Origin of the sequence: Aureimonas sp. OT7 (genome assembly GCF_014844055.1) — a bacterium.
Classification (GTDB): Bacteria; Pseudomonadota; Alphaproteobacteria; order Rhizobiales; family Rhizobiaceae; genus Aureimonas; species Aureimonas altamirensis_A.
Genome location: NZ_CP062167.1, coordinates 2,987,167 through 3,013,936, shown reverse-complemented (window position 1 = coordinate 3,013,936; position 26,770 = coordinate 2,987,167). Strand labels below are relative to the sequence as shown.

23 protein-coding genes are annotated in these 26,770 nt (G+C 65.2%); 18 read left to right on the top strand and 5 right to left on the bottom strand.

Going from position 1 to position 26,770, the window contains the following annotated elements:
- The first annotated feature begins 17 nt into the window (after positions 1–17).
- The 7 genes from putA (at position 18) to IGS74_RS14295 (ending at position 10,130) form a co-directional block, all read left to right on the top strand.
- Entirely contained in the window at positions 18–3,698 is a 3,681-nt protein-coding gene (gene putA, locus IGS74_RS14325; protein WP_192387028.1) for a trifunctional transcriptional regulator/proline dehydrogenase/L-glutamate gamma-semialdehyde dehydrogenase, read from the top strand.
- Positions 3,691–5,091, top strand: coding sequence for an FAD-binding oxidoreductase (locus tag IGS74_RS14320; RefSeq protein ID WP_246722571.1), 1,401 nt, complete (start codon positions 3,691–3,693; stop codon positions 5,089–5,091). The genes putA and IGS74_RS14320 overlap by 8 nt, the downstream gene beginning before the upstream one ends.
- Positions 5,092–5,151: 60 nt before the next feature.
- A complete protein-coding gene (locus tag IGS74_RS14315) occupies positions 5,152–6,585 on the top strand; it encodes a mannose-1-phosphate guanylyltransferase/mannose-6-phosphate isomerase (protein ID WP_192387026.1) in 1,434 nt (477 codons plus the stop codon).
- 5 nt (positions 6,586–6,590) lie between these two features.
- Complete coding sequence (locus IGS74_RS14310) at positions 6,591–8,000, top strand: phosphomannomutase (protein ID WP_192387024.1); 1,410 nt, start codon at positions 6,591–6,593, stop codon at positions 7,998–8,000.
- Between the two features lie 230 nt (positions 8,001–8,230).
- On the top strand, positions 8,231–8,632 hold the full coding sequence (locus IGS74_RS14305) for a hypothetical protein (protein WP_192387022.1): 402 nt from the start codon (positions 8,231–8,233) through the stop codon (positions 8,630–8,632).
- The gene (locus IGS74_RS14300; RefSeq protein ID WP_192387020.1) at positions 8,632–9,045 is read left to right on the top strand and encodes a hypothetical protein; all 414 of its coding nucleotides are present in this window, start codon (positions 8,632–8,634) and stop codon (positions 9,043–9,045) included. The genes IGS74_RS14305 and IGS74_RS14300 overlap by 1 nt, the downstream gene beginning before the upstream one ends.
- 230 nt (positions 9,046–9,275) lie before the next feature.
- Positions 9,276–10,130, top strand: coding sequence for a sugar phosphate isomerase/epimerase (locus IGS74_RS14295; protein WP_192387018.1), 855 nt, complete (start codon positions 9,276–9,278; stop codon positions 10,128–10,130).
- Positions 10,131–10,143: 13 nt separating this feature from the next.
- On the opposite strand, the gene IGS74_RS14290 is transcribed toward IGS74_RS14295, so the two are convergent.
- Positions 10,144–10,875: an SDR family oxidoreductase gene (locus IGS74_RS14290; RefSeq protein ID WP_192387016.1), complete on the bottom strand. Its 732-nt coding sequence runs from the start codon at positions 10,873–10,875 to the stop codon at positions 10,144–10,146.
- 169 nt (positions 10,876–11,044) lie between these two features.
- Between IGS74_RS14290 and IGS74_RS14285 the strand changes: the two genes are divergently transcribed.
- From IGS74_RS14285 to ugpC, 6 genes are all read left to right on the top strand, one after another.
- A complete protein-coding gene (locus tag IGS74_RS14285) occupies positions 11,045–12,046 on the top strand; it encodes a LacI family DNA-binding transcriptional regulator (RefSeq protein WP_192387014.1) in 1,002 nt (333 codons plus the stop codon).
- A 63-nt stretch (positions 12,047–12,109) separates the two neighbouring features.
- Positions 12,110–13,465 carry a sugar ABC transporter substrate-binding protein gene (locus IGS74_RS14280; protein WP_192387012.1) on the top strand — a complete coding sequence of 452 codons (1,356 nt, stop codon included), beginning with the start codon at positions 12,110–12,112 and terminating at the stop codon, positions 13,463–13,465.
- Positions 13,466–13,474: 9 nt separating this feature from the next.
- On the top strand, positions 13,475–14,422 hold the full coding sequence (locus IGS74_RS14275) for a sugar ABC transporter permease (protein ID WP_192387010.1): 948 nt from the start codon (positions 13,475–13,477) through the stop codon (positions 14,420–14,422).
- A 67-nt stretch (positions 14,423–14,489) separates the two neighbouring features.
- The gene (locus IGS74_RS14270) at positions 14,490–15,281 is read left to right on the top strand and encodes a carbohydrate ABC transporter permease (protein ID WP_246722569.1); all 792 of its coding nucleotides are present in this window, start codon (positions 14,490–14,492) and stop codon (positions 15,279–15,281) included.
- A gap of 25 nt (positions 15,282–15,306) precedes the next feature.
- Entirely contained in the window at positions 15,307–16,509 is a 1,203-nt protein-coding gene (locus IGS74_RS14265; protein WP_192387008.1) for a glycoside hydrolase family 172 protein, read from the top strand.
- Positions 16,509–17,552 carry a sn-glycerol-3-phosphate ABC transporter ATP-binding protein UgpC gene (ugpC, locus tag IGS74_RS14260; protein ID WP_192387006.1) on the top strand — a complete coding sequence of 348 codons (1,044 nt, stop codon included), beginning with the start codon at positions 16,509–16,511 and terminating at the stop codon, positions 17,550–17,552. Before IGS74_RS14265 ends, ugpC begins: the two co-directional genes overlap by 1 nt.
- On the opposite strand, the gene IGS74_RS14255 is transcribed toward ugpC, so the two are convergent.
- A complete protein-coding gene (locus tag IGS74_RS14255) occupies positions 17,549–18,670 on the bottom strand; it encodes a Gfo/Idh/MocA family oxidoreductase (protein WP_192391811.1) in 1,122 nt (373 codons plus the stop codon). The genes ugpC and IGS74_RS14255 overlap by 4 nt on opposite strands.
- A 35-nt stretch (positions 18,671–18,705) precedes the next feature.
- A complete protein-coding gene (locus tag IGS74_RS14250) occupies positions 18,706–19,764 on the bottom strand; it encodes a sugar phosphate isomerase/epimerase (protein WP_192387004.1) in 1,059 nt (352 codons plus the stop codon).
- Positions 19,765–19,897: 133 nt separating this feature from the next.
- On the opposite strand from IGS74_RS14250, the gene IGS74_RS14245 reads away from it, so the two are divergent.
- From IGS74_RS14245 to IGS74_RS14225, 5 genes are all read left to right on the top strand, one after another.
- Positions 19,898–20,932, top strand: coding sequence for a LacI family DNA-binding transcriptional regulator (locus IGS74_RS14245; protein ID WP_192387002.1), 1,035 nt, complete (start codon positions 19,898–19,900; stop codon positions 20,930–20,932).
- Positions 20,933–21,037: 105 nt separating this feature from the next.
- Entirely contained in the window at positions 21,038–22,012 is a 975-nt protein-coding gene (locus IGS74_RS14240) for a substrate-binding domain-containing protein (RefSeq protein ID WP_246723155.1), read from the top strand.
- Between the two features lie 54 nt (positions 22,013–22,066).
- A complete protein-coding gene (locus IGS74_RS14235) occupies positions 22,067–23,563 on the top strand; it encodes a sugar ABC transporter ATP-binding protein (RefSeq protein WP_192386998.1) in 1,497 nt (498 codons plus the stop codon).
- A complete protein-coding gene (locus tag IGS74_RS14230; RefSeq protein ID WP_192386996.1) occupies positions 23,560–24,504 on the top strand; it encodes an ABC transporter permease in 945 nt (314 codons plus the stop codon). Before IGS74_RS14235 ends, IGS74_RS14230 begins: the two co-directional genes overlap by 4 nt.
- A complete protein-coding gene (locus tag IGS74_RS14225) occupies positions 24,501–25,460 on the top strand; it encodes an ABC transporter permease (RefSeq protein ID WP_192386994.1) in 960 nt (319 codons plus the stop codon). The genes IGS74_RS14230 and IGS74_RS14225 overlap by 4 nt, the downstream gene beginning before the upstream one ends.
- Here IGS74_RS14225 and IGS74_RS14220 read toward each other — a convergent pair.
- Both IGS74_RS14220 and IGS74_RS14215 read right to left on the bottom strand, forming a co-directional pair.
- Positions 25,457–25,870, bottom strand: a complete 414-nt coding sequence (locus IGS74_RS14220) for a carboxymuconolactone decarboxylase family protein (protein WP_192386992.1) — start codon at positions 25,868–25,870, stop codon at positions 25,457–25,459. The two genes, IGS74_RS14225 and IGS74_RS14220, sit on opposite strands and share 4 nt — an antisense overlap.
- Positions 25,870–26,691 (bottom strand): cyclase family protein, encoded by an 822-nt coding sequence (locus tag IGS74_RS14215; RefSeq protein WP_192386990.1) that lies wholly within the window; start codon positions 26,689–26,691, stop codon positions 25,870–25,872. The genes IGS74_RS14220 and IGS74_RS14215 overlap by 1 nt, the downstream gene beginning before the upstream one ends.
- Between the last annotated feature and the right edge of the window lie 79 nt (positions 26,692–26,770).

Genomic DNA, 26,770 nt, shown 5'->3' with positions numbered 1-26,770 from the left:
GCTCCTTGGAGACAGAGATGAGCGTAGCCAACCGGATCGATCAAGCGGTGCAACCCCAGCCGTTCGGCGCCTTCGATGCGCAGGTGACGGCCGATACGCCCTTGCGGCGCGCCATAACGCAGGCGACCCGCCGGCCGGAACCGGAGTGCCTGCCACCATTGCTGGATGCCGCGCGGCAGGCGCCCGACACCGCCGACCATATCCGCGCCCTTGCCGGGCGACTGGTTCGCGGCCTGCGCGCCAAGGCGAGCAACAGCGGCGTCCCCGGCCTCATCCACGAGTATTCGCTGTCCAGCCAGGAGGGCATCGCCCTGATGTGCCTTGCGGAGGCGTTGCTGCGCATTCCCGACAAGGCGACACGGGACGCGCTCATCCGCGACAAGATATCCAGGGGAGATTGGCGCGCCCATATCGACGACGACAACTCGCTCTTCGTCAACGCGGCAACATGGGGCCTCCTGGTAACCGGCAGGCTGACGGCGACCGTCAGCGAGGCCGGCCTGTCGCGGGCGCTGACGCGGCTTGTCGGCCGCTTCGGCGAGCCCGTCATCCGGCAGGGGCTGGATATCGCCATGCGCCTGATGGGCGAGCAGTTCGTGCGCGGCGAGACCATCGAGGAGGCGCTGAAGCGCAGCCGCTCGATGGAGCGCAAGGGCTTTCGCTACTCCTACGACATGCTGGGCGAAGCCGCCATGACGGCGGCCGATGCGGCGCGCTACCTCGCCGAGTACGAAAAGGCCATCCACGCCATCGGTGCGGCCTCTGGCGGCAAGGGCGTGCAGGAAGGGCCAGGCATCTCCATCAAATTGTCGGCCCTGCATCCGCGCTATGCACGCGCCAAGGCCGAACGCGTGATGGCGGAGCTGTACCCGCGCCTGGCGGCACTGGCCCTTCTGTGCCGGCGCTACGACATCGGCCTCAACATCGACGCGGAGGAGGCCGACAGGCTCGAGATTTCGCTCGACCTGCTCGAAAGGCTGGCTTTCGAACCCGCCTTGGACGGCTGGGACGGCATCGGCTTCGTCGTGCAGGCCTATGGCAAGCGCTGCCCCCTCGTCATCGACTGGCTGGTGGATCTGGGGCGGCGCAGCGGCCATCGTCTCATGGTGCGGCTGGTCAAGGGCGCGTACTGGGACGCGGAGATCAAGCGCGCCCAGGTGGACGGCTTTGCCGACTTTCCGGTGTATACGCGCAAGGTGCATACCGATGTCGCCTATATCGCATGCGCCCGGCGGCTGCTGGCCGCGCCGGATGCGATCTTCCCGCAGTTCGCGACCCACAATGCGCAGACGCTGGCCACCATCTACATGATGGCCGATCCGGCGAGCTATATTCGCGGCCAGTATGAATTCCAGTGCCTGCACGGAATGGGCGAAGCGCTTTACGAGGAAGTCGTCGGTCCGGAGCGGCTGGACCGGCCCTGTCGGATCTACGCGCCGGTCGGCACGCACGAAACGCTTCTGGCCTATCTGGTGCGGCGCCTTCTGGAAAACGGCGCCAACTCGTCCTTCGTCAACCGGATCGCCGACGAGGCGGTGCCCGTCGACGAGCTGGTGGCCGACCCCGTCGATGCCGCTTTCGCCATCGAACCGCTCGGCAGCACCAACCCGGCCATCCTGCTGCCGGGCCGGCTGTACGGGGAACGGCGGATAAACTCCAGCGGCGTGGATCTCGCCGACGAAACGGTGCTGGCGACGCTGGGTGACGGCTTGAGGGCCAGCGCCTCGGAAAGCTGGACGGCGCGTGCGCCGCATGGCGCCGGCACCGGCAGTCTGCAGGCGGTTGCCAACCCGGCGGATCGCCGCGAGGTGGTCGGCACCGTCGAGACGGTCGATCCCGGCAGGATCGGAGTTCTCGTCCAGCGCGCGTGCGCCGGCGCAAGCGCCTGGGCGGCCCGCTCGGCCGACGAGCGCGCCGCCATACTCGATCGTGCGGCGGAGCTGTTCGAGGAGAATACCGCGCGCCTGCTCGGCATCACCGTGCGGGAGGCGGGCAAGAGCCTGCCCAACGCCGTGGCGGAACTGCGTGAGGCGGTGGACTTCCTGCGCTATTACGCCGCCGAGATCCGCGACCTGGGATCGCACGCGGCGTGCCGGCCCCTGGGCGTCATCGCCTGCATCAGCCCTTGGAACTTTCCGTTGGCCATCTTCACCGGGCAAGTGGCGGCAGCCCTGGCCGCAGGCAATGCCGTTCTGGCCAAGCCGGCCGAGGAAACGCCCCTCGTGGCGGCAGAGGCGGTGCGCCTGATGCATTCGGCGGGCGTGCCGGACGATGCCCTGATCTTCACGCCCGGCGCAGGTGATGTCGGCGCGGCGCTGACTGCCGCCCCGGACGTGTCCGGCGTCATGTTCACCGGGTCCACGGACGTCGCCCGGCTGATCGAGGCCAGCCTGGCTGGGCGCCGCACGCCGGATGGGCGCATCGCGCCTCTGATTGCCGAGACGGGCGGCCAGAATGCGATGATCGTCGATTCCTCGGCGCTGACCGAGCAGGTCGTAGGGGATGTCGTCGCCTCGGCCTTCGACAGTGCCGGCCAGCGATGCTCGGCCCTGCGCATTCTCTGCATGCAGGAAGAGGCTGCCGACCGCACCCTCGCCATGCTGCGCGGCGCCCTGGACGAACTGGCGATCGGGCGCACCGACCGCCTGTCGTCCGACATCGGCCCCGTCATCACCGACGAGGCGCGCAAGACCATCGAGGCGCATGTGGAAGCCATGCGGAACAAGGGCTACCCGGTCAGCCGCCAGACCCTGCCGCCGGAGACCGGGCACGGAACCTTCGTGGCGCCCACCATCGTCGAGATCGACGATATCGCGGCCGTCAAGCGCGAGGTGTTCGGGCCCGTCCTGCATGTCGTTCGCTACCGCCGTGCCGACCTGGCTCCGCTGATCGAGGCGATTAACGCAACGGGATACGGGCTCACCTTCGGTTTGCATACGCGCATCGACGAGACCATCGAGACGGTTCTCGGCCGCATCAGGGTCGGCAACGTCTATGTCAACCGCAACGTCATCGGGGCGGTCGTCGGGGTGCAGCCCTTCGGCGGACGGGGCCTGTCCGGTACGGGGCCCAAGGCGGGCGGGCCGCTTTACCTTCGCCGGCTTCTGGCGGCGCAGCCGGAGCCGGTCTTCCGGGGAAAGGCGCCGGCGCGCCTGAGCGACTATGCCAACTGGCTCGTCCAGATCGGACAGGCGGCGGCCGCCGACAAGGTCCGCGCGCAGGCCGAGGAATCGCTTCTCGGCTATTCGACCGAACTGCCGGGCCCTGTGGGCGAGCGGAACGTCTATGAAATCCATCCGCGCGGGCGGGTGCTGCTTCTGGCGGAGACGGAAGAGGGGCTCGCGGTGCAGATGGGCGCGGCGCTGGCAACGGGCAATTCCGTTGCGATTCCGGCGCGCGATTTCGACCGGTTCGCACTCGACCGCCTGCCGTTGGATCTGCAGCCCACGCTTTTGAAGGACGGTGCGATCCCCGCCGACATCGCCGCCGTTCTGGTCGAGGGCAGCGCGGAGCGCGTCGCCAATTTGCAGCGACGCCTGACCGAAAAGGACGGCGGTATCGCCCTCGTGCAGGCGATGACTTCGGCACAGATCGCCGAGGGCGGGTTCTATCGCCTGGAATGGCTGATCGAGGAGCGTTCGACCAGCATCAACACGGCAGCCGCCGGCGGCAATGCCAGCCTGATGGCGATTGCCTGACCGTATGCGGGAGGCGCTCGACGAACTGCTCACCTGCCTGGGGCCGGCCGGCTGCCTGGCCGGTCCGGATGTCCCGGCGGCGTCGCGCACCGATGAAAGCCGCACCGGCCACCATCTGCCCGCCGCGCTTCTGCGGCCGGCAAGTGTGGACCAGCTATCGCGGGCGATGGCGATCTGCCATCGGCATAAGCTTCGCATCGTACCACAGGGCGGCATGACGGGCCTTGCCGGCGGCGCCAATCCGTCACCGGGCGACGTGGCGGTGTCGCTGGCGCGCTTCCATGGCGTGGAGGCCGTGGACCGGCAGGCTGCAACGATGTGCGTGCGCGCCGGCACCGTTCTGGCCGTCGCGCAGGAGGCGGCCGAGGACGCCGGTTTCGTATTCCCCATCGACTACGGAGCGCGCGGCTCCTGCCAGATCGGCGGCCTTGTGGCCACCAATGCCGGCGGGCCGCGGGTCATTCGCTACGGCACCACGCGGAGCAACGTGCTGGGGCTGGAGGTGGTGCTGGCCGACGGCACGGTGCTGTCGCATCTGGGTGGCCAGTTGAAGGACAATACGGGCTATGATCTGAAAAGCCTGTTCGTCGGCTCGGAGGGGACGCTCGGCGTCGTCACGCGCGCGGTCTTCCGTCTGTGGCCGAAACCCGCGGAAACCTATACGGCGTTATGCGCCTTGCCGGATGCCACGGCGGCAACCGCGCTGCTGGCTGCGGCCCGCTCGGCGGTGACGGTATCCGCGTACGAAGCCTTGTGGCCGGCCTATTACGATATCGGGTGCCGGCTGGCGAAGACGCGCCCCTTCGACGCTACGCCGGCTGTCTGCGTCCTCATAGAGGCCGAGCAGCCCCTGGAAGCGCTTCTGGCCACCGCCTTCGAGGAGGGACTTGTCGAGGACGCGCTGATGGCGCGTTCCTGTGCCGATGCCCGGGCATTCTGGGCGGTCCGCGAGGCGGCGGGGCTCGACGACGCGCTGCCGGGCCTGATGAACTTCGACGTCAGCGTCGAGCTGCAGGCGATGCCGACCTTCGTCGACGGCATGGCCGCCGCCATCGAAAATGCCTTCCCCGGCACACGGAGCCTTTTCTTTGGCCATATGGGTGACGGCAACCTGCACCTGATCCTGCATCGCGACGCGATGGACGCGGGTACCGCCCACGCCCTGGACGATCTGGTTTACGAGCGCGTGCGCCGGGAAGGCGGCTCCGTTTCGGCAGAGCATGGCATCGGAACGCTGAAGCGCGACTGGCTCGGCTTTTCGCGCAGCCCGGCTGAAATCCAGGCCATGCACGCGATCAAGTCCGCGCTGGACCCGGACGGGGTCATGAATCCGGGCAAGCTGTTGCCGCGCCGGTCTGGACTCCGAGTTGATCTGCGAACGGAAAGCACATAATCACCCGGTTCCGAGCCTTGATATCGCTTGTCGCTGCGCGACAGGCATTTGGAGCATGAGATGGATCCTGATGGCGGCCTGGAAACGAAGATCACTCCCGTCATCATGGTCGGCGGTGCCGGAACGCGGCTGTGGCCGATTTCCCGTGAAACGATGCCCAAGCAGTTCATCGCGATCATGGATGACGGCCATTCTACCTTTCAGGGCACCCTGACACGGATAACGGGGCCAAACTTCAATCAGCCGATCATCATAACGTCCAACGACTTCAGGTTCGTCGTGGCAGAGCAGATGCGCTCGCTGGGCGTGCAGGGCGAAATCGTTCTCGAGCCGGAGCGACGCGACTCCGCCGCCGCAGTGGCCGTTGCCGCCGTCATGGTAGAGGCGCGGCAGGCCGGCTCGCTTTGCCTCGTCCTCGCCGGCGATCATGTCATCGACGGCGATGCGGCTTTTGTTCACGATTGCACGATCGCCGCTTCGCAGGCGGCCGGCGGCAAGATCATGACGATCGGCATCGTGCCGACGTTCCCGGCTTCGGGTTATGGGTATATCGCGGCCGGCACCGCCCTTGCCTCTGACAGAAGCTTCGTCGTCGATCGCTTCGTCGAAAAGCCCGACGCCGAGACGGCGGCGCGCTACGTTTCGGACGGTCTCCTTTGGAACAGCGGAAACTTTCTGTTCCGGTCGGATGCGATGATCGCGGAAATGGAGCAGCGTTGCCCGGAAATAATCAAGGCTGCGTCCGCCGCCGTCGCGGGGGGCAAGCGCGATCTCGACTTTCTGCGTCTGGACGCCGAAAGCTTTGCCAAGTCGCCGAAGATTTCCATCGATTATGCGATCATGGAAAAGACCGATCGTGCCGGCGTGGTGAAGGCGAGCTTCGGCTGGTCCGATATCGGCGCCTGGGACTCCGTCTACGACGTCAAGAAGCACGATGATGCAGGCAACGTCATCGAAGGCCCTGTTTCCACGATCGGCGTAACGAACAGCCTGGTGATGTCGGATGGCCATCTGACGACGGTCGTTGGGCTCGACGGTGTGGTGGTGGTGACGACGCCCGATGCGGTGCTTGTCGCTTCCAAGGACCAGGCTTCCAAGGTCAAGGACCTTGTCACCCAGTTACGTAGCGAGGGTTTCGGCGAGGCGACGGACCACCTGCGGATTCACCGCCCCTGGGGGTGGTACCAGCGCATCGACATCGGCGACCGGTTCCAGGTCAAGCATATCTGCGTAAAGGCGGGCGGGACGCTATCTCTGCAGCGCCACTACCATCGCGCCGAGCACTGGATCGTCGTGCGTGGGACGGCCGAGGTCACCATCGACGATACCGTCCGCTACTATCATGAAAACGAGGCCGCCTATCTGCCGATCGGCTGCGTGCACCGGCTTCGCAATCCGGGCAAGATCGATCTTCGCATCATTGAGGTCCAGGTTGGCAGCTATACCGGCGAGGATGACATCGTGCGGCTCGACGACGTGTACGCACGGACCTGATGGCCATGGCTGCAAGCGATCTCAAATTCGGGACAAGCGGGCTGCGCGGACTGGTCGTGGATATTCAGGGTGTTGCCGCGCGCCGATGGACGTCGGCCTTCCTGAGCATCGTCGACACCAGGCCGGCCGGGGAAGTTCTGATCGGACGGGATCTTCGCGATAGCAGCCCCGCCATCGCGGGCGACTGCGCGGTCGGGGCATGTGCTGCCGGTTGGCGGCCGCTGGATGCCGGAACCCTTCCGACCCCGGCGCTCGCCATGGCTGCCATGGCGCGCGGGTGCCCGGCGATCATGGTGACGGGAAGCCACATTCCCGAAGATCGCAACGGACTGAAATTCTATCTCCCGTCGGGAGAGATCACGAAGGCGCACGAGGCGGCCATACGCTCCGCCTACACCGACGCCGGCCCGTTCGTAGAGCCGGCGAAGTGCGAGTTTGCGACCGTGGACGTGGTGCAAGCCTATCTGGATCGATACCGCGCGTTCTTCGGCACGGGCGCGTTGGCCGGGCTGCGGGTCGGCATCTATCAGCAGAGCGCCGTCGGTCGCGATACTCTTGTCGAGCTGATCGGGGCTCTCGGCGCAAAGGTCGTTTCGCTTGGGCGGTCGGAGCACTTCATTCCGATCGATACGGAAGCGCACCATCCGCGCGATATCATGCTTGTCCAAGGTTGGGCGCAAGAAGGCCGGTTCGACGCGATTGTATCCACTGACGGCGACGGTGATCGACCGCTGGTCGCCGACGGACACGGAAACTTCGTTCGCGGCGATCTGCTCGGCCTGATGACCGCCATGCATCTCGACATCGACGCCATCGTGACGCCGGTCACCTCCAGCACCGCCGTCGAACGGTCGGGCGTTGCGCAGCGGGTGCTGAGGACGCGTGTCGGGTCCCCTTACGTGATCGAGGGCATGGAACAGCTCCGCGCAGACAATCTGCCGCACGTACTCGGTTTTGAGGCAAATGGCGGCGTGCTGCTGGGGAGCGATCTTACCCGTGCCGGGCAGACCTTGCCCGCGCTTCCGACGCGGGACGCAGTCCTGCCGATCATCGCCGCATTGGCAGAGGCGCGGGCTAAAGGCGGATCGCTTCGGCACGCCGTGGACGCCCTTTCGCCTGGCCATGCCCTGGCGGACAGGCTGGAAAATGTGGCCCCGGAAAAAAGCGCAGCCTTCCTCACACGCCTAGGTGCGGACGAAGCCTTCGCGGCGGCGCTGTTTGCCGAACAGGGCGGAACCATCGGTATCGATGCGATAGACGGTGTCCGCTTCGTTCTGGCTGACGGTTCCGTGGTGCATTTCCGCGCATCCGGCAACGCTCCGGAGTTGCGCTGCTATGTCGAAGCAACGGATGCGGCTCGCGCATCCGCGCTTTTGGCGTGGGGAATTTCTGCGGCCCAGCGCCAAGTATCTTAAACCACTGATGATAAGTTCACTCTATCGTCTCACCGAGCAGGAGAGACGACGTGCAAACCATCAGCCGCGCAAAGCATAGAAACGTCAACATTCAATGGATGCGCGCGCTGGCCGCGCTGGCCGTGGCGATCTATCGTATATAGCATTACATCGCCTTCAAGTTCGACGATCCCCGGTTTGCCGGCATCCTCGACGGAAAATTCGGTCGCCTCGGGGTTGCGATTTTCCTTGTGATCTCCGGCGCCTTTGATGGCGGACCTACTCAAACGCCTCCGACGCTCTTTCTGGCGCACCGGCTGGTGCTCATCCACCCGTTGTTCATTTTGGTTTTCGTCGTCATCGCGAATATTCGGACAGGCGAGCTCGATGCCGATGGCCGGGCAATGTCGTTGGCGCTCGTCGGCACGCGGGTCGTGTTCGAGCTCAATATCGAATGGACCCTCGTTCTTGAGGTCTTCTTCTACGTCATCCTGTTTCTGCTGGCGGTGGCAACAGGCGCAAGGTTCGTTGTTCCGTTCTCAATCGCATGGCTTGCCGCGATCGGCGCTGCTTCGATTTTCGACACGGATGAGATGGGTGGTACCTTGTCGCCCACGCTGCTGCGGGCGTTCTTGCTGCCGGGGGATTGCTGATGCCGACGATCCTGCGGCAGGGGCGGGTGCAACCGATCTGGGCGGTGATCGCCCTGGGTCTGGACGCAACGACCATGTCGGTCGACCTTGCCTGCGGCCGCATTGTCGGCTCGCTTGCCGCGGTCATCCTTGTCGTGATGGTGTATGGCGTATCGTCAGAGGAGCCGAAGCGCGGCAGTTTCGGCTGGGCCGCAGAGCGGCTCGGGGATTACAGCTATGCCCTCTATCTCATCCACGTGCCGGTAACGCTTCTTGTTCTGGCCAATCTTCAGGCGACGCGCCGGTTCTCTGCGCGGAATGCGTCGGCGCGGCGCTTGCCGTATCGGTGCCGCTCGGTATGTTGGATATCAGCCTTTACGGACGGTTGCGCAAACATGTCGATGGCGCGAACGCACGGCGTCTTGCTGCGGTGATCTGGCTCTACGTGGCAGCCTACAGCGCGGTCGGCGTCATTTTCATTTTCAAGCAGTAGCTTTTCGCAAGGCCCGGCGGCCGCCCTGGTCTGGAGCCTGTCCAACCATCATGTCCCGCTTCGATGCAACTGGAAAGCGCAGAGGCAACTGGAAAGCGCATACGGGACTTGCCCACCACACTCGTCGAGCTGATGTAATGTCCGGGATCGGGACAGGAGAGGGGCAGGGCAATGAGCGTAAGCGGGTTTGGCGTGCATACCGCGATGTGGGCGATGGATTGGAACCGGGAGGCGGCGGAGTACGCCATACCCGAGGCGGTCCGCCACGGTATCGACTTTCTGGAAATCACCATGCTGGATCCGGAGGGCGTCGATACGGACCATACGAAGCGCCTGCTCGAAAAGCACGATGTCGAATGTGTCTGCTCTCTCGGAATGCCGCTCGATCGGCTGCCGACGAACGATCAGGAAGGCGCGCTCGCCTTCCTGAAGCTCGCGCTGGATCGCTCCCATGCCATCGGCGCCAGGGCAATGAGCGGCGTGATCTATGGTGGCATCGGCCAACGCACGGGCTTTCCGCCCACCGTGGCCGAGATCGATGCGACGGCGCGCGTGGTGCGCGATGCCGCCGCTTATGCTGCCAGCCTCGGCATGGAGTATGGGCTGGAGGCGGTGAACCGCTACGAAAATCACATCCTCAACACGGCCGAGCAAGCCGTAGCCATGGTGGAGAAGGTCGGCGCGGACAACGTCTTCATCCATCTCGATACCTACCACATGAATATCGAGGAAAAGGGGCTTGCCAACGGCATCCTCAAGGCGCGTGACCATTTGAAATACATCCACCTGTCGGCGAGCGACCGCGGCACGCCCGGTTGCGACACCATACAGTGGGACGAGGTTTTCGCCGCCCTTGCCGCCATCGGCTTCAAGGGCGGCATGGCGATGGAAAGCTTCATCAGCGTGCCGCCGCAGATTGCCAGCGCCTTGTCGGTCTGGCGCCCTGTGGCGCCGGACCGTGAAGAGGTTCTGGGGCAAGGGCTGCCGTTCCTGCGCAACAAGGCACGGCAATATGGCCTGATCTGAAACCCGGCGTCGCTTATACCCGGTCGAAATTGGTCGGCAGCACGAGGATGTCGCGGATGGTCACGGTGCGCTTGCGCGTCAGCATGTAGACGACTGCGTCGGCCACCTCGGACGGGTCGATCAGGCTGCCGGATTCCTTGGCCTTGCGCAGGTTTTCCTCCGGCCAGTCGGCCAGAAGGGCGGACACGACCGGCCCCGGCGATACCTGGCCGACGCGGATACCGTGCGGAATCATCTGCCTGCGCATCGTCTGCACGAAGCAGGTCATGGCCCATTTGGACGATGCGTAGACCGGCTCCCACCAGGTGGGATAGTGCCCCGCGACGGAGGACGTGACGACGATATCGCCGGTCTTGCGCCCGATCATATGCGGCGCAACGTCGTGCACGTTCTTCATCACCGCATTGATGTTGAGGTTCAACATCCTGTCGATCGCATCGGAGGTCGTCTCGGTGAGGTCGCCGCCGATATAGGTGCCGGCATTGCAGTAGAGAATGTCGATCTGCGGCACCCTGGCGAGAATTTCCGGCACCATGGCGTTGCAGCTCGCCGCATCGAGCAGGTCCGTCACCTGCGGGATCGCATCACCCCCGAGCCGCCCGGCCAGCTCGTGAAGGCTTTCCGCGTTGCGGTCCACCATCACCACGCGCGCGCCGCGCTCCAGCAGCGCTTCTGTCGTTGCCAGGCCGATGCCCGATGCCGCCCCTGTTATGACCGCGATCTTGCCGTCCAGAGATTCAGCCATTCCATTTTCCTCCCGAAATCCTTGCACCCGCAGTGCGCCGGCGCTGACTGTATAGGTCATTCGCCCACCTTCAAGGTCTCGGCTGAAGTACCGTCCCAGGCGGTGACATCGTCAGAAGAATTTTTGCAAATCGATTTGCAAATCGATTTTTTACACGTCATAGTGGGTTATGACGACGATATCGAAGGTTGCAGAGCTGGCGGGTGTATCACGGACCACGGTCTCGCACGTGATCAACCATGCCGATCGGGTGTCGCTACCCCTGCGCGAGCGGGTAGAGGCAGCCATAGCGCAGTTGGGCTACGTACCCAATCCGCAGGCGCAAAGCCTTCGTACCGGTCGAACGAACCTTGTCGCCATGTTCATCCCCGATATACGGAACCCCTTCTATCCGGAACTCGTGCGCACGGCGCAGATCGAGTTCGAGGCGGCCGGCCTGGACCTTCTAATCTTCAACGCCGACGTGCCGGGGGGGCATTCGCAGGAACATGTGCGCGACTACCTGCGGCAGCTTCGCAACCGCCGTGTCGATGGGCTGATCATCGGGGATTTTTCGTTGCACGGCATGCATGACGCCTTGTTCGATCTCGACATGCCGACCGTGTTCGTCGGCGACCTGCCGAACAACGCGGTGGACAGTGTCGCGATCGACGACCGCGACGGCGGCCATCAGATGGGATTGTATCTGGCGCGCGCCGGGCACCGGCGTGTGGCGCATATCACCGGGCCCGCGGAATTCGCCGAAGCGATGGCGCGGGCCGAAGGTTTCGAAAGCGGCCTTCGCGCCGGAGGGGCCGACTGCCGTTCCATACTGCGGTACGAAGGCACGTATCTGGCGCCGTCCGGGGCCGATGCGATCGACTGGTTGCTTGCAAACCATTCGGATGCGATGCCGACTGCGATATTCGTGGCCAATCACCTGATGGCCATGGGTGCGTCGGCGGCCCTCCATGACCGCGGCATCGCAATTCCACGCGACATCTCCTTCGCGATCTTCGGCGATCAGCCGCAACTGGATTATGCCCGGCCGCGCCTGACGCGGGTGGGCGTGTCCCCGAGCCTCATAGCTGAGCGGGCCTCGGCGATGCTGCTGGACAGGATGGCCGGTTTCGATGGGCCGCCGCGACGCGAGGCGCTCGCCTGTACGCTCAAGGTTTTCGATAGTGCCTAAGACTGCGTTTCGCGCGGAGGGAGCCGCCGAGACGGATAACCAGACAAACATCGGGAGGAAACGATGCGGGATCACAAGGTCGGTTCGACGATAAGGCGCGGCGTATCGCGCCGCACGGTGCTTGCGGCCGGTGGTGCTGCGCTGGCGAGTGCCACGATATCGGGGTTTCCGTTCGTCAACAGGGTGGCGCGCGCCTCGGGCGCCCCGCTGACGTTCTGGCAATTCTACGCCGCGGGCGGTCCGGTGCCATCGCAGGTGGAATGGTTCGAGCGCACCATCGCCGACTGGAACGACAGCCACGACCAGAAGATCGAGCTCGAGTACGTTCCGAACAAGGACTACATCAACGGCACAAGGCTGACGACGTCCTTCGCGTCCGGCGACGGGCCGGACCTTTTCCTCCTCTCGCCGGGGGAGTTCCTGCGATACTACAATGGCGGCATCCTGCAGGATCTGTCGCCGGCGATCGCGCCGGATGCCCTGGCCGACTTCCCGGACAATGTGGTCGCCTCGCGAATGGTCGATGGCAAGGTCTATGCCGTCCCGATGGAGGTCGAGCCCATGGCCATGTACTACAGCGTACAGGCCTTCGAGGAGGCAGGCCTGAACGAGGCCGACGTGCCGAAAACATGGTACGAACTGCTCGACATCGGCAAACGGCTGACGACCGCCGACCGCTACGGGCTGCTGTTCCAGACGCAGCCGGGCTACTACCAGAACTTCACATGGTATCCTTTTCTCTGGCAGGGCGGCGGCGATATCCAGCGCGATGGAAAAAGCACGTTTGATTCCCCTGCGACCGTGCAGGCGTTAAAGCTGTGGCAGGACGCCGTCGCCAGTGGCGCCTCACCCCGACAGGCACTCGGCAACGGCGCGAACGACACCATAGCCAACCTGGCTTCAGGCTATTGCGCGATCCAGAATGTCGGCATCTGGGGCATATCGCAGCTCAGGGCGAAGGCGCCGGACTTTCGCTTCGGAGTCTTCCGGTTGCCGACCCCCGCCAATGGTAGTTACGTGACGGTCGGGGGCGGATGGGCATTCGCCGCCAATGCGCGCGGCAAGAACCCGGAGGTCGCCGCCGAGTTCTGCGCCTGGGCGCTCGCGTCGATGGATGGCGGGTCCATCGACCGCGTCGTGCAGTGGTGCACCAAGGGCAAATCCGACATGCCGCCGCGCAACACGGCACTGGAAGCCGGGCGGGCCACATTCGAGGACGGCATCTTTGGAACCTTCTCGCGTGAGATCTACCCCGGTACGAGGGCAGAGCCGCGCGTGCCGCCGCAAGCCTACAAGATCATTTCCGACGCGATCCAGCAGGCGCAGCTGGCGGGGGCTGACCCGGCGACCGTAGCCGCCAATGCCTCGGCGCAACTGGACGCCTTCCTGGCATCCTATTCAGGCGCGCCGATCGTTTGAGGATCTGCCATGAGCAACGTATCATCAGGCGGCGGCGTGGCGAAGGCCCGCCGGGCGCCGCGCGCCCGGCTTTCCGCCAGGCACCGCGAATGGATCGCTGGATACCTGTTCGTCATGCCCGATGCCGTGGGGTTGCTACTCTTTCTCGGCATACCGATGGGCCTTGCGCTTGTGCTGGGGTTCTTCGACGTTGACGGGTTCGGGGCATATGCCTTCGTCGGGCTGGCCAATTATCGGCGCATGTGGCTCGACCCGCTGTTCTGGAACGCGGTTCGGCTGACGCTGCTCTATGCCGTTCTGCTGGTGCCGCTGCTTTACGCCAGCGGCCTCGGACTGGCGCTCTTGGTGCAGAAGACCACAAAGATCAACGCCGTGCTGCGCGCGATGTTTTTCGCCCCACATATGGTGAGCCTGGTGGTCGTGGCGCTCGTCTGGCAGTTCATGGTCGTCGACAAGATCGGAATCGCGACGCGCATGGCTGCATGGTTCGGCGTAGCCGGTATTTCCCTTTTGGGCGATCCGCGTTTCGCGCTCTACACGGTGGTCGCCGTGACTGTCTGGTTCATGATGGGCTACTACATGCTCATCTTCCTCGGTGGCCTGCAGGACATCCCCAAGGAATACTACGACGCCGCAAAGGTGGATGGGGCAGGGCCGCTGACACGGTTCTGGTACGTGACGCTGCCGCTGCTTCGCCCGACCAGCTTCTTCGTCGTCCTCATATCGGTCGTTCTGGCAACCGCTGGCACGCAGACCTTCGACGTTATCTGGGTAATGACTCATGGAGGCCCCGCCAACGCAACCTCCGTCCTTGTCATCTACATCTACCAGCAGGCTTTCGGCTTCGGCGCCTTCGGCTATGCAGCCGCCATGGCGTCGACCCTGGTGCTTGGCCTGATGGGATTGACCTGCCTGTTCTTCGTCATGACGCGCGGGGGGCGCTTCAACTATGGCTGATCCATTTGATATGCCGACCGCGCGTCGGCCCCGCTTGGTATCGGCATCCCAGGTCACACTGGTTCGCATGGCCTGGACAGCCGTCGCCGCAATGCTGGCGGTGCTGACGCTCTTTCCCTTGTTCTGGATGCTGTCCATCGCCTTCAAGTCGGATGCGGAGGCATTCTCGTCCAACCTGTTGCCGCATATGCCGACCGTCGCCAACTTCGTCTATGTCCTGACCGAAGTTCCCTTCTGGTTGTACATGGCCAACAGCTTGATCGTGTCGATCACCGTTACCGTGGCCGCACTGGTCTTTCACTCGATGGCAGGCTACGCCCTGGCGCGCCTTCGCTTTCCTGGTCGCGAGGCCATCTTCCTCGGCATCTTCTCGACGTTGCTCGTGTCGCTTCCGGTCATCATCGTGCCGCTCTTCGTGATCGTGCGAGCCATGGGAATGCTCAACAGCTATGCCGGCCTGATCGTCCCGGCGATCTTCAATGCCTTCGGCATCTTCCTGTTGCGGCAGTACTACCTGTCGATCCCCCGCGAGATCGAGGAAGCGGCGCTGGTCGACGGCGCCGGGTACTGGCGGATTTATCGTTCGCTCATCCTGCCGCTCTCGAAGCCGATCCTGTCGGCGCTGGCCATCCTCTTCTTCCTGGCGAACTGGAATTCCTTCCTGTGGCCGCTGACGGTGGCTTCGGACCCGGACCTGTGGGTCGTCCAGGTGGGAATCGCCAACTTCATGAGCCAGTACACGGCTTCATGGACCTACATCATGGCCGGCTCGACCATCGTCGCCATCCCGACGCTGGTGCTCTTCCTGATCTTCCAGCGGCAGATCATGGATTCGATGAAGACGAGCGGTCTCAAGTAACGACCATGCCTTTCAGGAGACCCTGATGACCGAGACAGGCTTATCGCCCCTAAGGGGCCTGGCAAAGCTGCGCCACGCCAGGACCCGCCGTTTCTCAAGTTATGACCGTACCGGTGGCAACGACGACCGGCTTCACGTCCGGCCCGGCGAGACCCAGGTCATCGCCGACTACGCAGGCGCGGGCATCATCACCCATATCTGGGTCACCATCGCATGCGAGAGCGAAAGCTACCTGCGCAAGATCGTGCTGCGCGCGTGGTGGGATGGCGAGGGCGAACCGTCGATCGAGGTGCCCATCGGCGACTTCTTCGGTATGGGGCACGCGCGTACGAAGAACTATGCAAGCCTGCCCATGCAGGCCAGCCCGGAGGACGGCAAGGCATTCAATTGCTATTTCCCGATGCCCTTCGGCAGCGGCATGCGGTTCGAGATCACGAACGAGGCCGAGCACGTCGCCCTGTTCTACTACTATATCGACCTCGAGCTGCACGACACGATCGGCCCGGACATGGCCCGCTTCCATGCCCAGTACCGGCAGGCCCGGCCCGCTGGCATAGACGAGACGGGCCTGGTGAACGAGCAGGTCCTGTTTGCGGGCGAGAACCGCGACGGGAGTGGCAACTACACCTTCCTCGATGCCGAGGGCCATGGGCATTTCGTCGGAGTTCTCTTTTCGGTCTACTCCCGCCGGCGGTCGGAGGTCTGGGACTGGTATGGTGAGGGGGACGACATGTTCTTCATCGACGGGGAACCGGGGCTCGACGTGGAAGACACGCCGCGTGGACTGGACCCGCGCCTCGGCACGGCCGGCGCGCGGATATCGCCAAGGCCCGAGTCGGCATGGGGCGCCAACGACGCCTGGCCGCCGACGCTTCACGGCACAGGCACGGAGGATTACTTCAATACCGCATGGTGCCCCACGCAGGAGTACGCGGCGCCCTATCACGGCATCATATCCGCCGGGGGCCCGAACTGGACCGAGCCCGTCACCCTGTACCGCTGGCATATCGAGGATCCGGTCATCTTCCAACGATCCCTTCGAGCCACGATAGAGCATGGCCACGCCAACCGCCGGTCCGACGATCTGTCTTCCGTCGCTTTTTGGTACCAGGCAGAGCCTCACAAGCCGTTCGAGGCGTTTCCTCCGGTCGGTCAGCGGCTACCCACCTTCCGTCGTCCCTACGCACAATGGGACGCCGCGTTGAAGAAGGCGGAGGTTACAGGCTGATGGCCGGTCTTTCACTACAGGATGTCGTGAAACTCTACGGCAGCCACGCCGTCGTCCACGGCATATCGGTCGATATCGCCGATGGCGAGTTCGTAGCCCTGGTTGGACCGTCCGGCTGCGGGAAGTCGACCCTCCTTCGAATGGTTGCCGGCCTGGAGGACATATCGGCCGGCGCGGTGCTCATTGCCGGCGAGGTCGTTAACGACCTGTCGCCGAAAGAGCGCAACATCGCCATGGTCTTCCAGAACTATGCGCTGTATCCGCATATGACCGTGGCAGAGAACCTCGCCTTCGGCCTGATGCTCTCCGGAGACGACAAGGCGACCCGCAAGCGCAAGGTCGAGAATGCCGCCTCGATCCTCGGCCTCGACAGCCTGCTCCAACGATACCCGTCCCAATTGTCCGGAGGGCAGCGCCAGCGCGTGGCGATGGGGCGGGCCATCGTCCGCGAGCCGGACGTGTTCCTTTTCGACGAGCCGCTGTCGAACCTTGACGCCAAACTGCGTGTCGCGATGCGCGCGGAAATCAAGTCGCTGCATCGGCGCCTGGGCATCACGACGGTCTATGTGACGCATGACCAGGTCGAGGCGATGACGATGGCGGACAGGATCGTCGTCATGCGCGACGGGCGGATCGAGCAGGTCGGCGCGCCGCTGGAGCTGTACGATAATCCGGCCAACCTGTTCGTGGCGGGCTTCATCGGATCGCCAACGATGAATTTCATTCTTGGACAGGCACGGGGCGGGGTCTTTTCGGGTGGTGGCGTCACGGTGGATGTACCCGCCGGGGAAGGGGTCATGGTTCTTGGCGTGCGGCCGGACAGGGTGGCCCTGGTGCATGGGGACGATGCGCTGGAGGTCGTCTCCGTGGAGCCCACCGGGGCGGAGACGCATCTCGGACTGGTGGCGAAGGAGCAATCCTGGACGGTAGTGACGCAGCAGCGTGTCGAACTTCAGCCCGGCGATCGCGTGGGTATCCGCATCGCGCCCAGCGACATTCATCTTTTCGATGCCGAGGGGGGTGGGCGGCTAGGGCTGAATTAGCGGCGCAGCGCGACGAAGGCGCCGTTCGACCGGGCGGAACGCACGCAGGCGTCCACGAAGGCGACCCCTTCGACGCCGTCCTCGATGCCGGGCAGCGCCGCAGCCGGCTTTTCGCCCTTGCCCTGGGCTGCACGGATCAGCGCCGCGGCGTCCGAGTAGATATTGGCGAACGCCTCGATATAGCCCTCCGGGTGCCCGGCCGGCACCCGCGACGCCGCAGCGGACGCGGCATCGGACCCCGCGCCGTTGCGGGTGATCAGGCGCGTCGCCTCTCCATGCCTTGTATGGCGCAGCACGTTCGGCTGCTCCTGCTGCCAGTCGAGCCCGCCCTTGTCGCCGAAGAGGCGCAGGCGCAAGCCATTCTCGTGCCCCGGAGCCACCTGGCTGCACCAGAGCATGCCGCGCGCCCCGCCTTCGTACCGCAGGAGGACATGGGCATTGTCGTCCAGCGCGCGGCCGTCACCGAACGAATGGAGGTCGGCCGCCAGTCGCTCGATGGTAAGCCCCGAAACATAGGACGCCAGGTGAAAGGCATGCGTGCCGATGTCGCCGAGCGCCCCTCCCAGGCCGGCCCGCTCGGGGTCGGTGCGCCATTCGGCCTGCTTGGACCCGGTCCTCTCGACGCTGTCGGTCAGCCAGTTCTGGGCATACTCCACCTGCACCACGCGCAGTCGGCCCAAGGCACCCTCGGCGATCATCTGGCGCGCCTGACGGATCAGCGGGTAGGCCGAGTAATTGTGCGTCAGCACGAACACGGCGTTTGTGCGCTCCACGGCGGCGCGCATGCGCCGCGCCTCGGCAAGCGTTCCCGTCAGCGGCTTGTCGCAGATCACGTGGATGCCGCGCTTCAGAAATTCCGTTGCGGCCGGCAGGTGCATGTGGTTGGGCGTCACGATGGCGACGGCCTCGATACCGTCCTTCAACCGGGCTTCCCTCTGCGCCATTTTTCGGAAGTCGTCATAGGTTCGGTCGGGCGCAAGTCCGAGCGCCAGGCCGCTTTCCCGCGCTTTCCCCGGTGTGGACGACAACGCACCGGCAACCAGCGTATAATGGCCGTCGAGCCTGGCTGCCATGCGGTGGACGCCACCGATGAAGGCGCCGCTGCCGCCGCCGACCATGCCGAGGCGGATGGGGGTCGTATCCGTGTTCAATGTCACCTCCCGAGACCGAGGATCTGCCGGTTGCGCGCATCGTCCGTACCGGCGGCGGCGAAGTCGTCGAAGGCACGGTCGGTGACGCGGATGATATGATCGCGCACGAAGGCCGCGCCCTCGCGCGCACCGTCTTCCGGATGCTTGAGGGCGCACTCCCACTCGACGACCGCCCAGCCGTCGAAATCGTATTGCGCGAGCTTCGAGAAGACGGAGGTAAAGTCCACCTGTCCGTCGCCCGGGCTGCGGAACCGGCCGGCGCGATCGATCCAGGGCTGATATCCGCCGTAGACGCCCTGCCGGCCGGTCGGGTTGAACTCGGCATCCTTGACGTGAAACATCGATATCCGCTCGTGATAGATGTCGATGTTCTGCAGGTAATCCAGCCCCTGCAGCACATAGTGGGACGGATCGTAAAGCATGCGGGCCCGCTGGTGGCCGCCGACCCGCTCGAGGAACATCTCATAGGAGACGCCATCATGCAGGTCTTCTCCGGGGTGAATCTCGAAGCAGATATCGACGCCGACATCCTCCGCGTGGTCGAGGATCGGTCTCCAGCGCTTGGCCAGTTCATCGAAGGCCGTCTCGATCAGCCCGGCGGGGCGCTGCGGCCAAGGGTAGACATATGGCCAGGCCAGCGCCCCGGAAAAGGCCGCGATCGCCGGCAGGCCCAGGTTGGCCGCAGCGGAAAGCGTCTGCTTGAGTTGGTCCACCGCCCACTCCTGACGCGCCTGCGGCCGGCCGCGCAGGGCCTCTGGGGCAAACCCGTCGAACAGAAGATCATAGGCCGGATGCACGGCAACGAGCTGGCCCTGCAGATGCGCGGATAGCTCCGTGAAGACCGTACCGTGTGCGGCCAGCCCCCCGGCAAGCTCCTGCGCGTAATCGCGCGACCCGGCAGCCAGGCCGACATCCATCAGCCGCATGTCGCCCGTTGGCACCTGCAGGCCGATATAACCGCAATCGGCCGCCCAGGCGGCGAGCCCATCGAGCGTGTCGAAGGGGGCCTCGTCCCCGATGAATTGAGCCAGGAACAGGCCGGGGCCTTTCAGCGTCTTCATCTGCAACCTCCCTGCAGCGAGCCGGATTGACAGCGGCTTTTGTAATCGATTGCATGAAAGGGTTGCACAGCGCGTTTTGCTTTACAAGCAGCGCAAACTCGGCATTAACGCGCTTTTGGCGGGGCGAGCGGGCATGACGGTGCGCAAGGCAAGGGCAGGCGAAGCAGGCAAGCCGCCGAGGGTGCGGGACGTCGCCCGGCTGGCCGGCGTTTCGACGGCAACCGTCAGTCGCACCCTGTCCAACCCCGCGCTGGTGTCCGAGGCGACCCGCCTTACGGTGGAACGGGCGATCCGGGAGTCGGGCTACACGGTAAATCTTGCCGCGCGCAACCTGCGGCAAAACCGTACGGGCGGAGTTCTGGCGCTGGTGCCCAGCATCGCCAACCCGTTCTTCTCGCGCATTCTCGCCGGTATCGGCGCGGTGCTGCGGGCCGAGGGCTTGAACCTCCTGATCGCCGATACGCGCGTCATGCCGGACGAAAGGGGGAGGCTGTTCGACCTCGCCAGCCGATCCAGGACCGACGGACTGATCGTTCTGGACGGCTCCATCCCCCCGGACGTCCTGACTGCCGAGGCCGCGCCCCCCGTGGTGCAGGCCTGCGAGTGGATCGAAGGGCTGCATGCGCCGAGCGTCAGGGCCGACAATACCGGTGGCGCATCCCTTGCGGTGGAGCATCTGGTGAAACTCGGACATCGCCATATCGGCCATCTGGAAGGGCCGCCCGACAACCGGCTGACGCAGGCGCGCACGGAAGGGCTGCAGGCGGGGCTGGCGGCGAACGATCTTGCGCTCGATCCGCAATGGAGCCTGACAGGCGACTTTTCGCTGGAAAGCGGACGGGCAGCGGCCCACCGGATCGCGGCGATGCGCGATTGGCCGACCGCCGTGATCTGCGACAATGACGAGATGGCCTGCGGCTTCATCGCGGAGCTCCAGCGGCTGGGACTTACTGTGCCGGACGACCTGTCGGTCGTGGGCTTCGACGATATCGAGTTTGCCGCCCATGTGACGCCCGGCCTGACGACCATCCGCCAGCAAAGAGAGGAAATCGGCTCCGCCGCGGCGCGCCTGATGCTGGATCTCCTGGCCGGACGGGACGCGAAAGCCGAGACGATCCTGTCCGTGGAACTGGTCGTCCGTGGGTCCACCGCAGCCATGCGGAGCTGATTGCATCGGCCGATGTTATCGATTACATTTCCATTCTGAGTTGGGAGATCTCGGGAGGAAATCATGCTCGGTAAACTGGTCGGCGCCGCCGTGTTCGGCGCGCTCATGGCAGGTGTGGCCCATGCGGAGACATTCCGCATAGGGCTGTCCAACAGCTTCGTGGGTTCGGAATGGCGAACCCAGATGATCGAAGAGGCGCAGGCCGCCGCAGCCGCCTGGAAGGACAAGGGCGTGGATGTTGAGGTCGTCGTGCAGAGCGGCGATGTCGACGTGCAGGGCCAGATCGGCCACATCCGCAATTTCATCAATCAGGGCGTTGACGCCATCATCATCAATCCGGGCAGCCCCACGGCCTTCAGCCCGGTCTTCGCGCAGGCCAAGGCCCGCGACATACTGGTGATCGCAACCGATGCCGAGGTTGCATCCAAGGACGCCATCTATGTCGGGATCGACCAGAAGGCGTGGGCGGCGCAATCGGCCGAATGGCTGGCCGAGGCGCTGGGCGGCAAGGGCAATGTCGTCACCATCAACGGCATCGCCGGCAACCCGGCCAACGAAGCGCGCGTTGCCGGCTATCGCGAGGTCTTCGCACAGCATCCCGATATCAAGGTCCTGAACGAGGCGAATGCCAACTGGGACCAGGCGCAGGGCCAGCAGACGATGCAGAACCTGCTTGCCACCTATCCCGATATCCAGGGCGTGTGGGTGCAGGACGGGATGGCAGATGGTGCATGGCGCGCGATCGAGGCCGCGGGCAAGAAGGATTCCATCGCGGCCACGGGCGAAATCCGCAAGGATTTCATGACCCGCTGGGAAAGCGAGAAGCTCAATTCGGCAGCGTCGGTCAACCCTCCGGGCGTCATGGCCAGCGCGCTCAACGTCGCGGTTCTGGCCCTGCAGGGCAAGGAGTTCAAGGATGGCATCTTCGGCGGCCCGAACGCCAATGCCATCTACATTCCGATCCCCTTCGTCGATAACGACAACCTTGCCGAAAACCTGAAGTCCGCCGAGGATAAGCCCGGCTACTGGTCGGTCACGGCGACGGTCACGCCGGAAGAGGCCGAGGCCTTCTTCAAGTAGGACGCACGGGCCGGGACACGCCCCGGCCCGATCCCGTCGCGGCAGGGAGCTTTCATGGCGGCCATACTGGAGGCGACGCACGTCGCCAAATCCTTCGGCGCGGTCAGGGCGCTGGTCAAGGGTGATCTCATCGTCCAGCGCGGCGAGATCCACGCTTTGCTCGGCGCCAATGGCTGCGGCAAGAGCACGCTCTGCAAGGTTATCGCAGGCGCGCTCGCCCCCAGCGGCGGAACGCTTCGCATTGACGGGCAGGAGCGCTCCTTCGCCTCGCCGCGCGAGGCCGAGCGCGCCGGCGTGTCGCTGTTCTATCAGGAGCTGAGCCTCGTTCCGCAGCTGTCGGTCGAGAGCAACATCTTTCTGGGGCACGAGCCCCGCCGCTTCGGCTTTGTCGACAGGGCAGCGCTGCGGCGCGAGGCGGATCGGCTGATCGGCCTTTTTGCCGGCGTCGTCGGCGCCTCCCTGACCCCATCTGCAACGGTTGCCGACCTGTCCCCCGACGAGCGGCAGGTCGTGGAAATCCTCAAGGTTTTCGCCACCCGGCCGAAGCTGATGATCATGGATGAAGCGACCGCCGCCCTCGATGGACGGCAGGCGGCACGGCTTTTCGACATATTGCGGGCAAAGCGCGGCGAAGGCGTCTCCACCATCATGATCTCGCACCGGCTGGACGAAGTCTTCGCCGTCTGCGACCGCATCACCGTCATGCGAAACGGAGAAAGCGTGGCGGCGCTGGATGTCGCCTCCACCGATCGCGCCGCCGTGGTGCACCATATGGTGGGGGATGTCGTCCTGCCGCAGCGGCCTGTTCATGCGGCAACCCATTCGGGCCAGCCGCTGCTGGCGGTGGATGCCCTGTCGGCCGGCCGGTTCCGCGACGTGTCGCTGAAGGTCTGGCCGGGCGAGGTCGTCGGCCTGGCCGGGTTGCAGGGGCAGGGGCAATCGGCCTTGCTCCGCAGCCTGTTCGGGGCGGACCCCGCCCTCGGCGGGACCGTGGCGCTGGATGGCGTGGAAGAGGCCATCCGCAGGCCACGCGATGCCGTGCGCCGGGGCATCGCCTATGTCTCGGGGGATCGTGGACGCGACGCCGCCCTGCATGGACGGTCCATCTTCGAGAATGCCGTTGCCGGCATCCTGGCTCGAGAGGGTGCGTGGGTGCCGCGTCGGAAGGCGTTGCGCAGGCGCGCCGAGGCCGCCGCCGGCGATCTAGGGACGCGTTATGCCAGCCTGGACGCACCCATTGGCTCGCTGTCGGGCGGCAACCAGCAAAAGATCTTCATCGCGCGGTGGCTCGCCACGAAACCCCGCCTGCTGCTTCTGGACGACCCCACCAAGGGCATCGACCTCGGCGCCAAGGCGGACCTGTTCGCGCTGATGCGCCGCCTGGCCGACGAAGGGGCGGCCATCCTGTTCTATTCGTCGGAGGATTCCGAAGTGCTCGACCAGACGGACCGCTGCCTCGTCTTCAACGGCGGCCGCGTGGTGACCGAGCTTTCCGGCTCGCGCATGACGGCGCTGGACCTGACGCGCGCCGCCTATGGGGAGGCGGCATGAGACGGCTGCTTCACCATCGCCCCTGGCTGATTACGCTGGCGGTCCTTCTGCTGCTGGCGGCGGTCAACACGGCGCTGCAACCGTCCTTCGTCCAGCCGGCCGTCCTGCAATCCAACCTGACGACCTTCCTTCCGCTGATCCTCGTCGCCATCGGCCAGACATATGTCATCCTGGCCGGCGATATCGACCTGTCGGTCGGCAGCATCGTCGCACTCAGCAACGTGGTGACCGTTTCGGTCTTCGCGGCGCTCGGCAACGGATCGGAGGCCATTCCCTATGGCATGGCGGCCGGCCTTGCGACCGGCCTTCTGGTCGGGCTGCTCAATGGTGTGCTGGTCTCCGTGCTGCGGCTTCAGCCCATCGTTACCACATTCGCAACCGGCATCGTCTTGGCGGGGGCCGCCATCTGGGTGCTGCCGCAAGCCGGTCTGCCGGTGCCCGACGCCTACTGGATGGCCTATTCCGGCACGGTGCTGGGGGTGCCGACCGTGCTTCTGATCCTAGCGGCCGCGGCGGTCTGCGTCGCCATCCTGTCGCGCAGCGTCTTCCATGCCCATCTGCTGGCCGTGGGCGGCAACCGCGCCGGCGCCTTCCAGACCGGCCTGTCGGTGGTGCGTCTTCGAATCCTGGCCTATGCGCTGTCCGGCCTGTTCTCGGCAATCGCGGCCCTGTGCCTGACGGGCGAGACCGCATCGGGCGATCCGCTCCTGGGCGGCGCGCTTGCGCTGTCGGCGATCTCTGCGGTGGTGCTGGGCGGAACCGCGCTATCGGGCGGGCAGGGCGGCGCGGTAGGCTCCATCCTGGGCGCGCTCGTGCTGGGCTTGATCGGCAACGTCATCTTCTTCGCCGGGCTGCCCTTCGAATACCAGACGCTCGTGCAGGGGCTGATCGTGCTTCTGGCGCTGGCCGGTGGCGTCGTCGTAACGAGGCGCACCGCATGACCCGCTCCGCCCGCAGCATCCTGGCCGATCCGCTGTTTCTGGCGCTTTGTGCCGCCGTCGGCCTTCTGGCCATCGGCGAGATCCTGTCACCCGGCTTCGCACGCGGTTCGCAGATCGTCAGCCTGCTCACCGTCGCCGCGATCCTCGGCATCGTCGCGGCAGGCCAGAACCTCGTCATCCTCGGGGGCCGGGAAGGGATAGACCTGTCCGTCGGCGCGATGATCTCGCTTGGGGCCGTTCTGGCCGGAAACGTCATGGACGGAAGCAATGCCGCGCTACCGTTCGCCATTCTGGTCGCGGCCGGCGTGCCATTCCTGATCGGCCTCGTCAACGGCTGCGGCGTAACGCTGCTGCGCATTCCGCCGCTGGTCATGACGCTCGGCATGACGGCCGTCATACAGGGTGCGCTGGTGGTCTATTCGCAGGGTGTGCCTTCGGGCAGCGCCGCGCCGGCCCTGTCCGCCTTCGTGAACAGGCCGCTTATTCTCGGCATTCCGGGCATCCTGTTCGTCTGGGCCGCCATCGCCGTGCTCATGCTGTTCATGCTGCGCCGGACGCGCTTCGGCTTTTCGGTCTATGCCATCGGCTCCAACGAGCGCGCGGCGGCACTGACCGGCATTCCCGTACCGGCGGTCCGCATCCTGCTCTACGGCTTGTCCGGGTTTTTCGCCGGCCTGACCGGCCTGTTCGTGATCGGCTACACCGGCACCAGCTTCATCAGCGTCGGCAACCAGTATGTTCTGCCGTCCATCATCGCCGTCGTCATCGGCGGCACGTCGCTGGCGGGCGGCACCGGGGGCTACATCGGCACTGTAGCGGGCGCCATCGTACTGACGCTTCTTCAAAGCGTGCTGATTACCCTCAATCTCGATGTCTGGGCGCGGCAGATCATCTTCGGGCTGACGCTCCTCGCCCTCCTGCTGCTTTACGGGCGGCAGCGCGCCTTGCGGGTCTAGGGGCGGTCAACGGACGCGGCGTCGAACCGCTCGTCCACCGGCACCCCGAGTGCCGTCGCCAAGGCGTTGGTCCGGCTGGCCAGCGCGATGACGGCCAGAAGCTCCCGGTGCATCTGGGGCGTCAGGCCCTTGGCCCTGGCGCCCGCGGTATGCGAATGGACGCAGTAGCCGCAGCCATGGGCCGTCGATACGGCGATATAGATCAGTTCCTTGGTCAGCGGGTCGAGGGCGCCGGCGGCCATCACCCTGTCGATGCTGTCCCAGACACCGCGGAGCTCCGCCGGATCGTGCGCCAGGGCGCGCCAGAAGTTGTTGACATAGTCCGTGCCGCGCCGCGCGCGGATTTCCTCGAACACCGCGAGGGCTTCGGGGGCGGCCTCGCTGTCGCCCAGAAGCGGAACGGCCGCCATCAGACCAGCGCCAGCACGCGGGCAGGGCCGCCTGTGCCCCCACGGTGCTTCGGTGCGCCGACCACGATGGTGGCTCCCAGGACGGGCAGCTCTTCCAGATTGGCAAGCCCCTCGATGCCGTAGCGTCCGGCGGGCAACCAGGAATTATGCACCGCGAAGTCGGCCGAGTTGCCGGGATCGAGCGACAGCGTATCGACGCCGATGGCTGCTACGTCATGCTCCAGAAGCAGATCCGTTGCCGATTTGGCAAAACCCGGAAAGGCGAATGCGCCGGCCTCGTCGTTACGGAAGGCGGCCTGGCCGACCTTCGCCGCCCAGCCGGACCGCAGCGCCACGACCGCGCCTGCGGGCAGGTCGCCATTCGCGCTGATCCACGCTTCGATGTCCGCCGCCTCCACCGTGGCGTTTGCTTCTTCGCGGGCGCGGTCGGTGATGTCGATGATGACCAGAGGTGCCACCAGGCTTTGCGGCTCGAGTTCATCGACGCTGGTGCCGTCGGCGCTGAAGTGCAGCGGCGCATCGATGTGGGTGCCGGTATGCTCGAAGATCGTCAGCTTGTGCAGCTGATAGCCGCTGTCCTCGAACTTGACCGCCCATTCATAGGTGATGCCGGGTTTGCCATCGAAGGTGGGGAAGTCGGAATCATAAGTGTGCGTCAGGTCCACCACGCGGCCGGCCTGCGCCTGGGCCTGGGCAAGGGCGGGCCGGAGGAATGCGCCCGGCATCGCCGCGGCGGCTCCGGCGACGAGGGCGCCGCCCAGAAGCGCCCGGCGCGACAGCATCGACCGCTTCACGCCCTCCATTACGCAATGATTGCACATGCCGAACATCCCCCGTAACGATGAAACCAGTCGTCACGGGGATGCTAATTACAAGTTTGCTACGAAGACAAGTCGATGC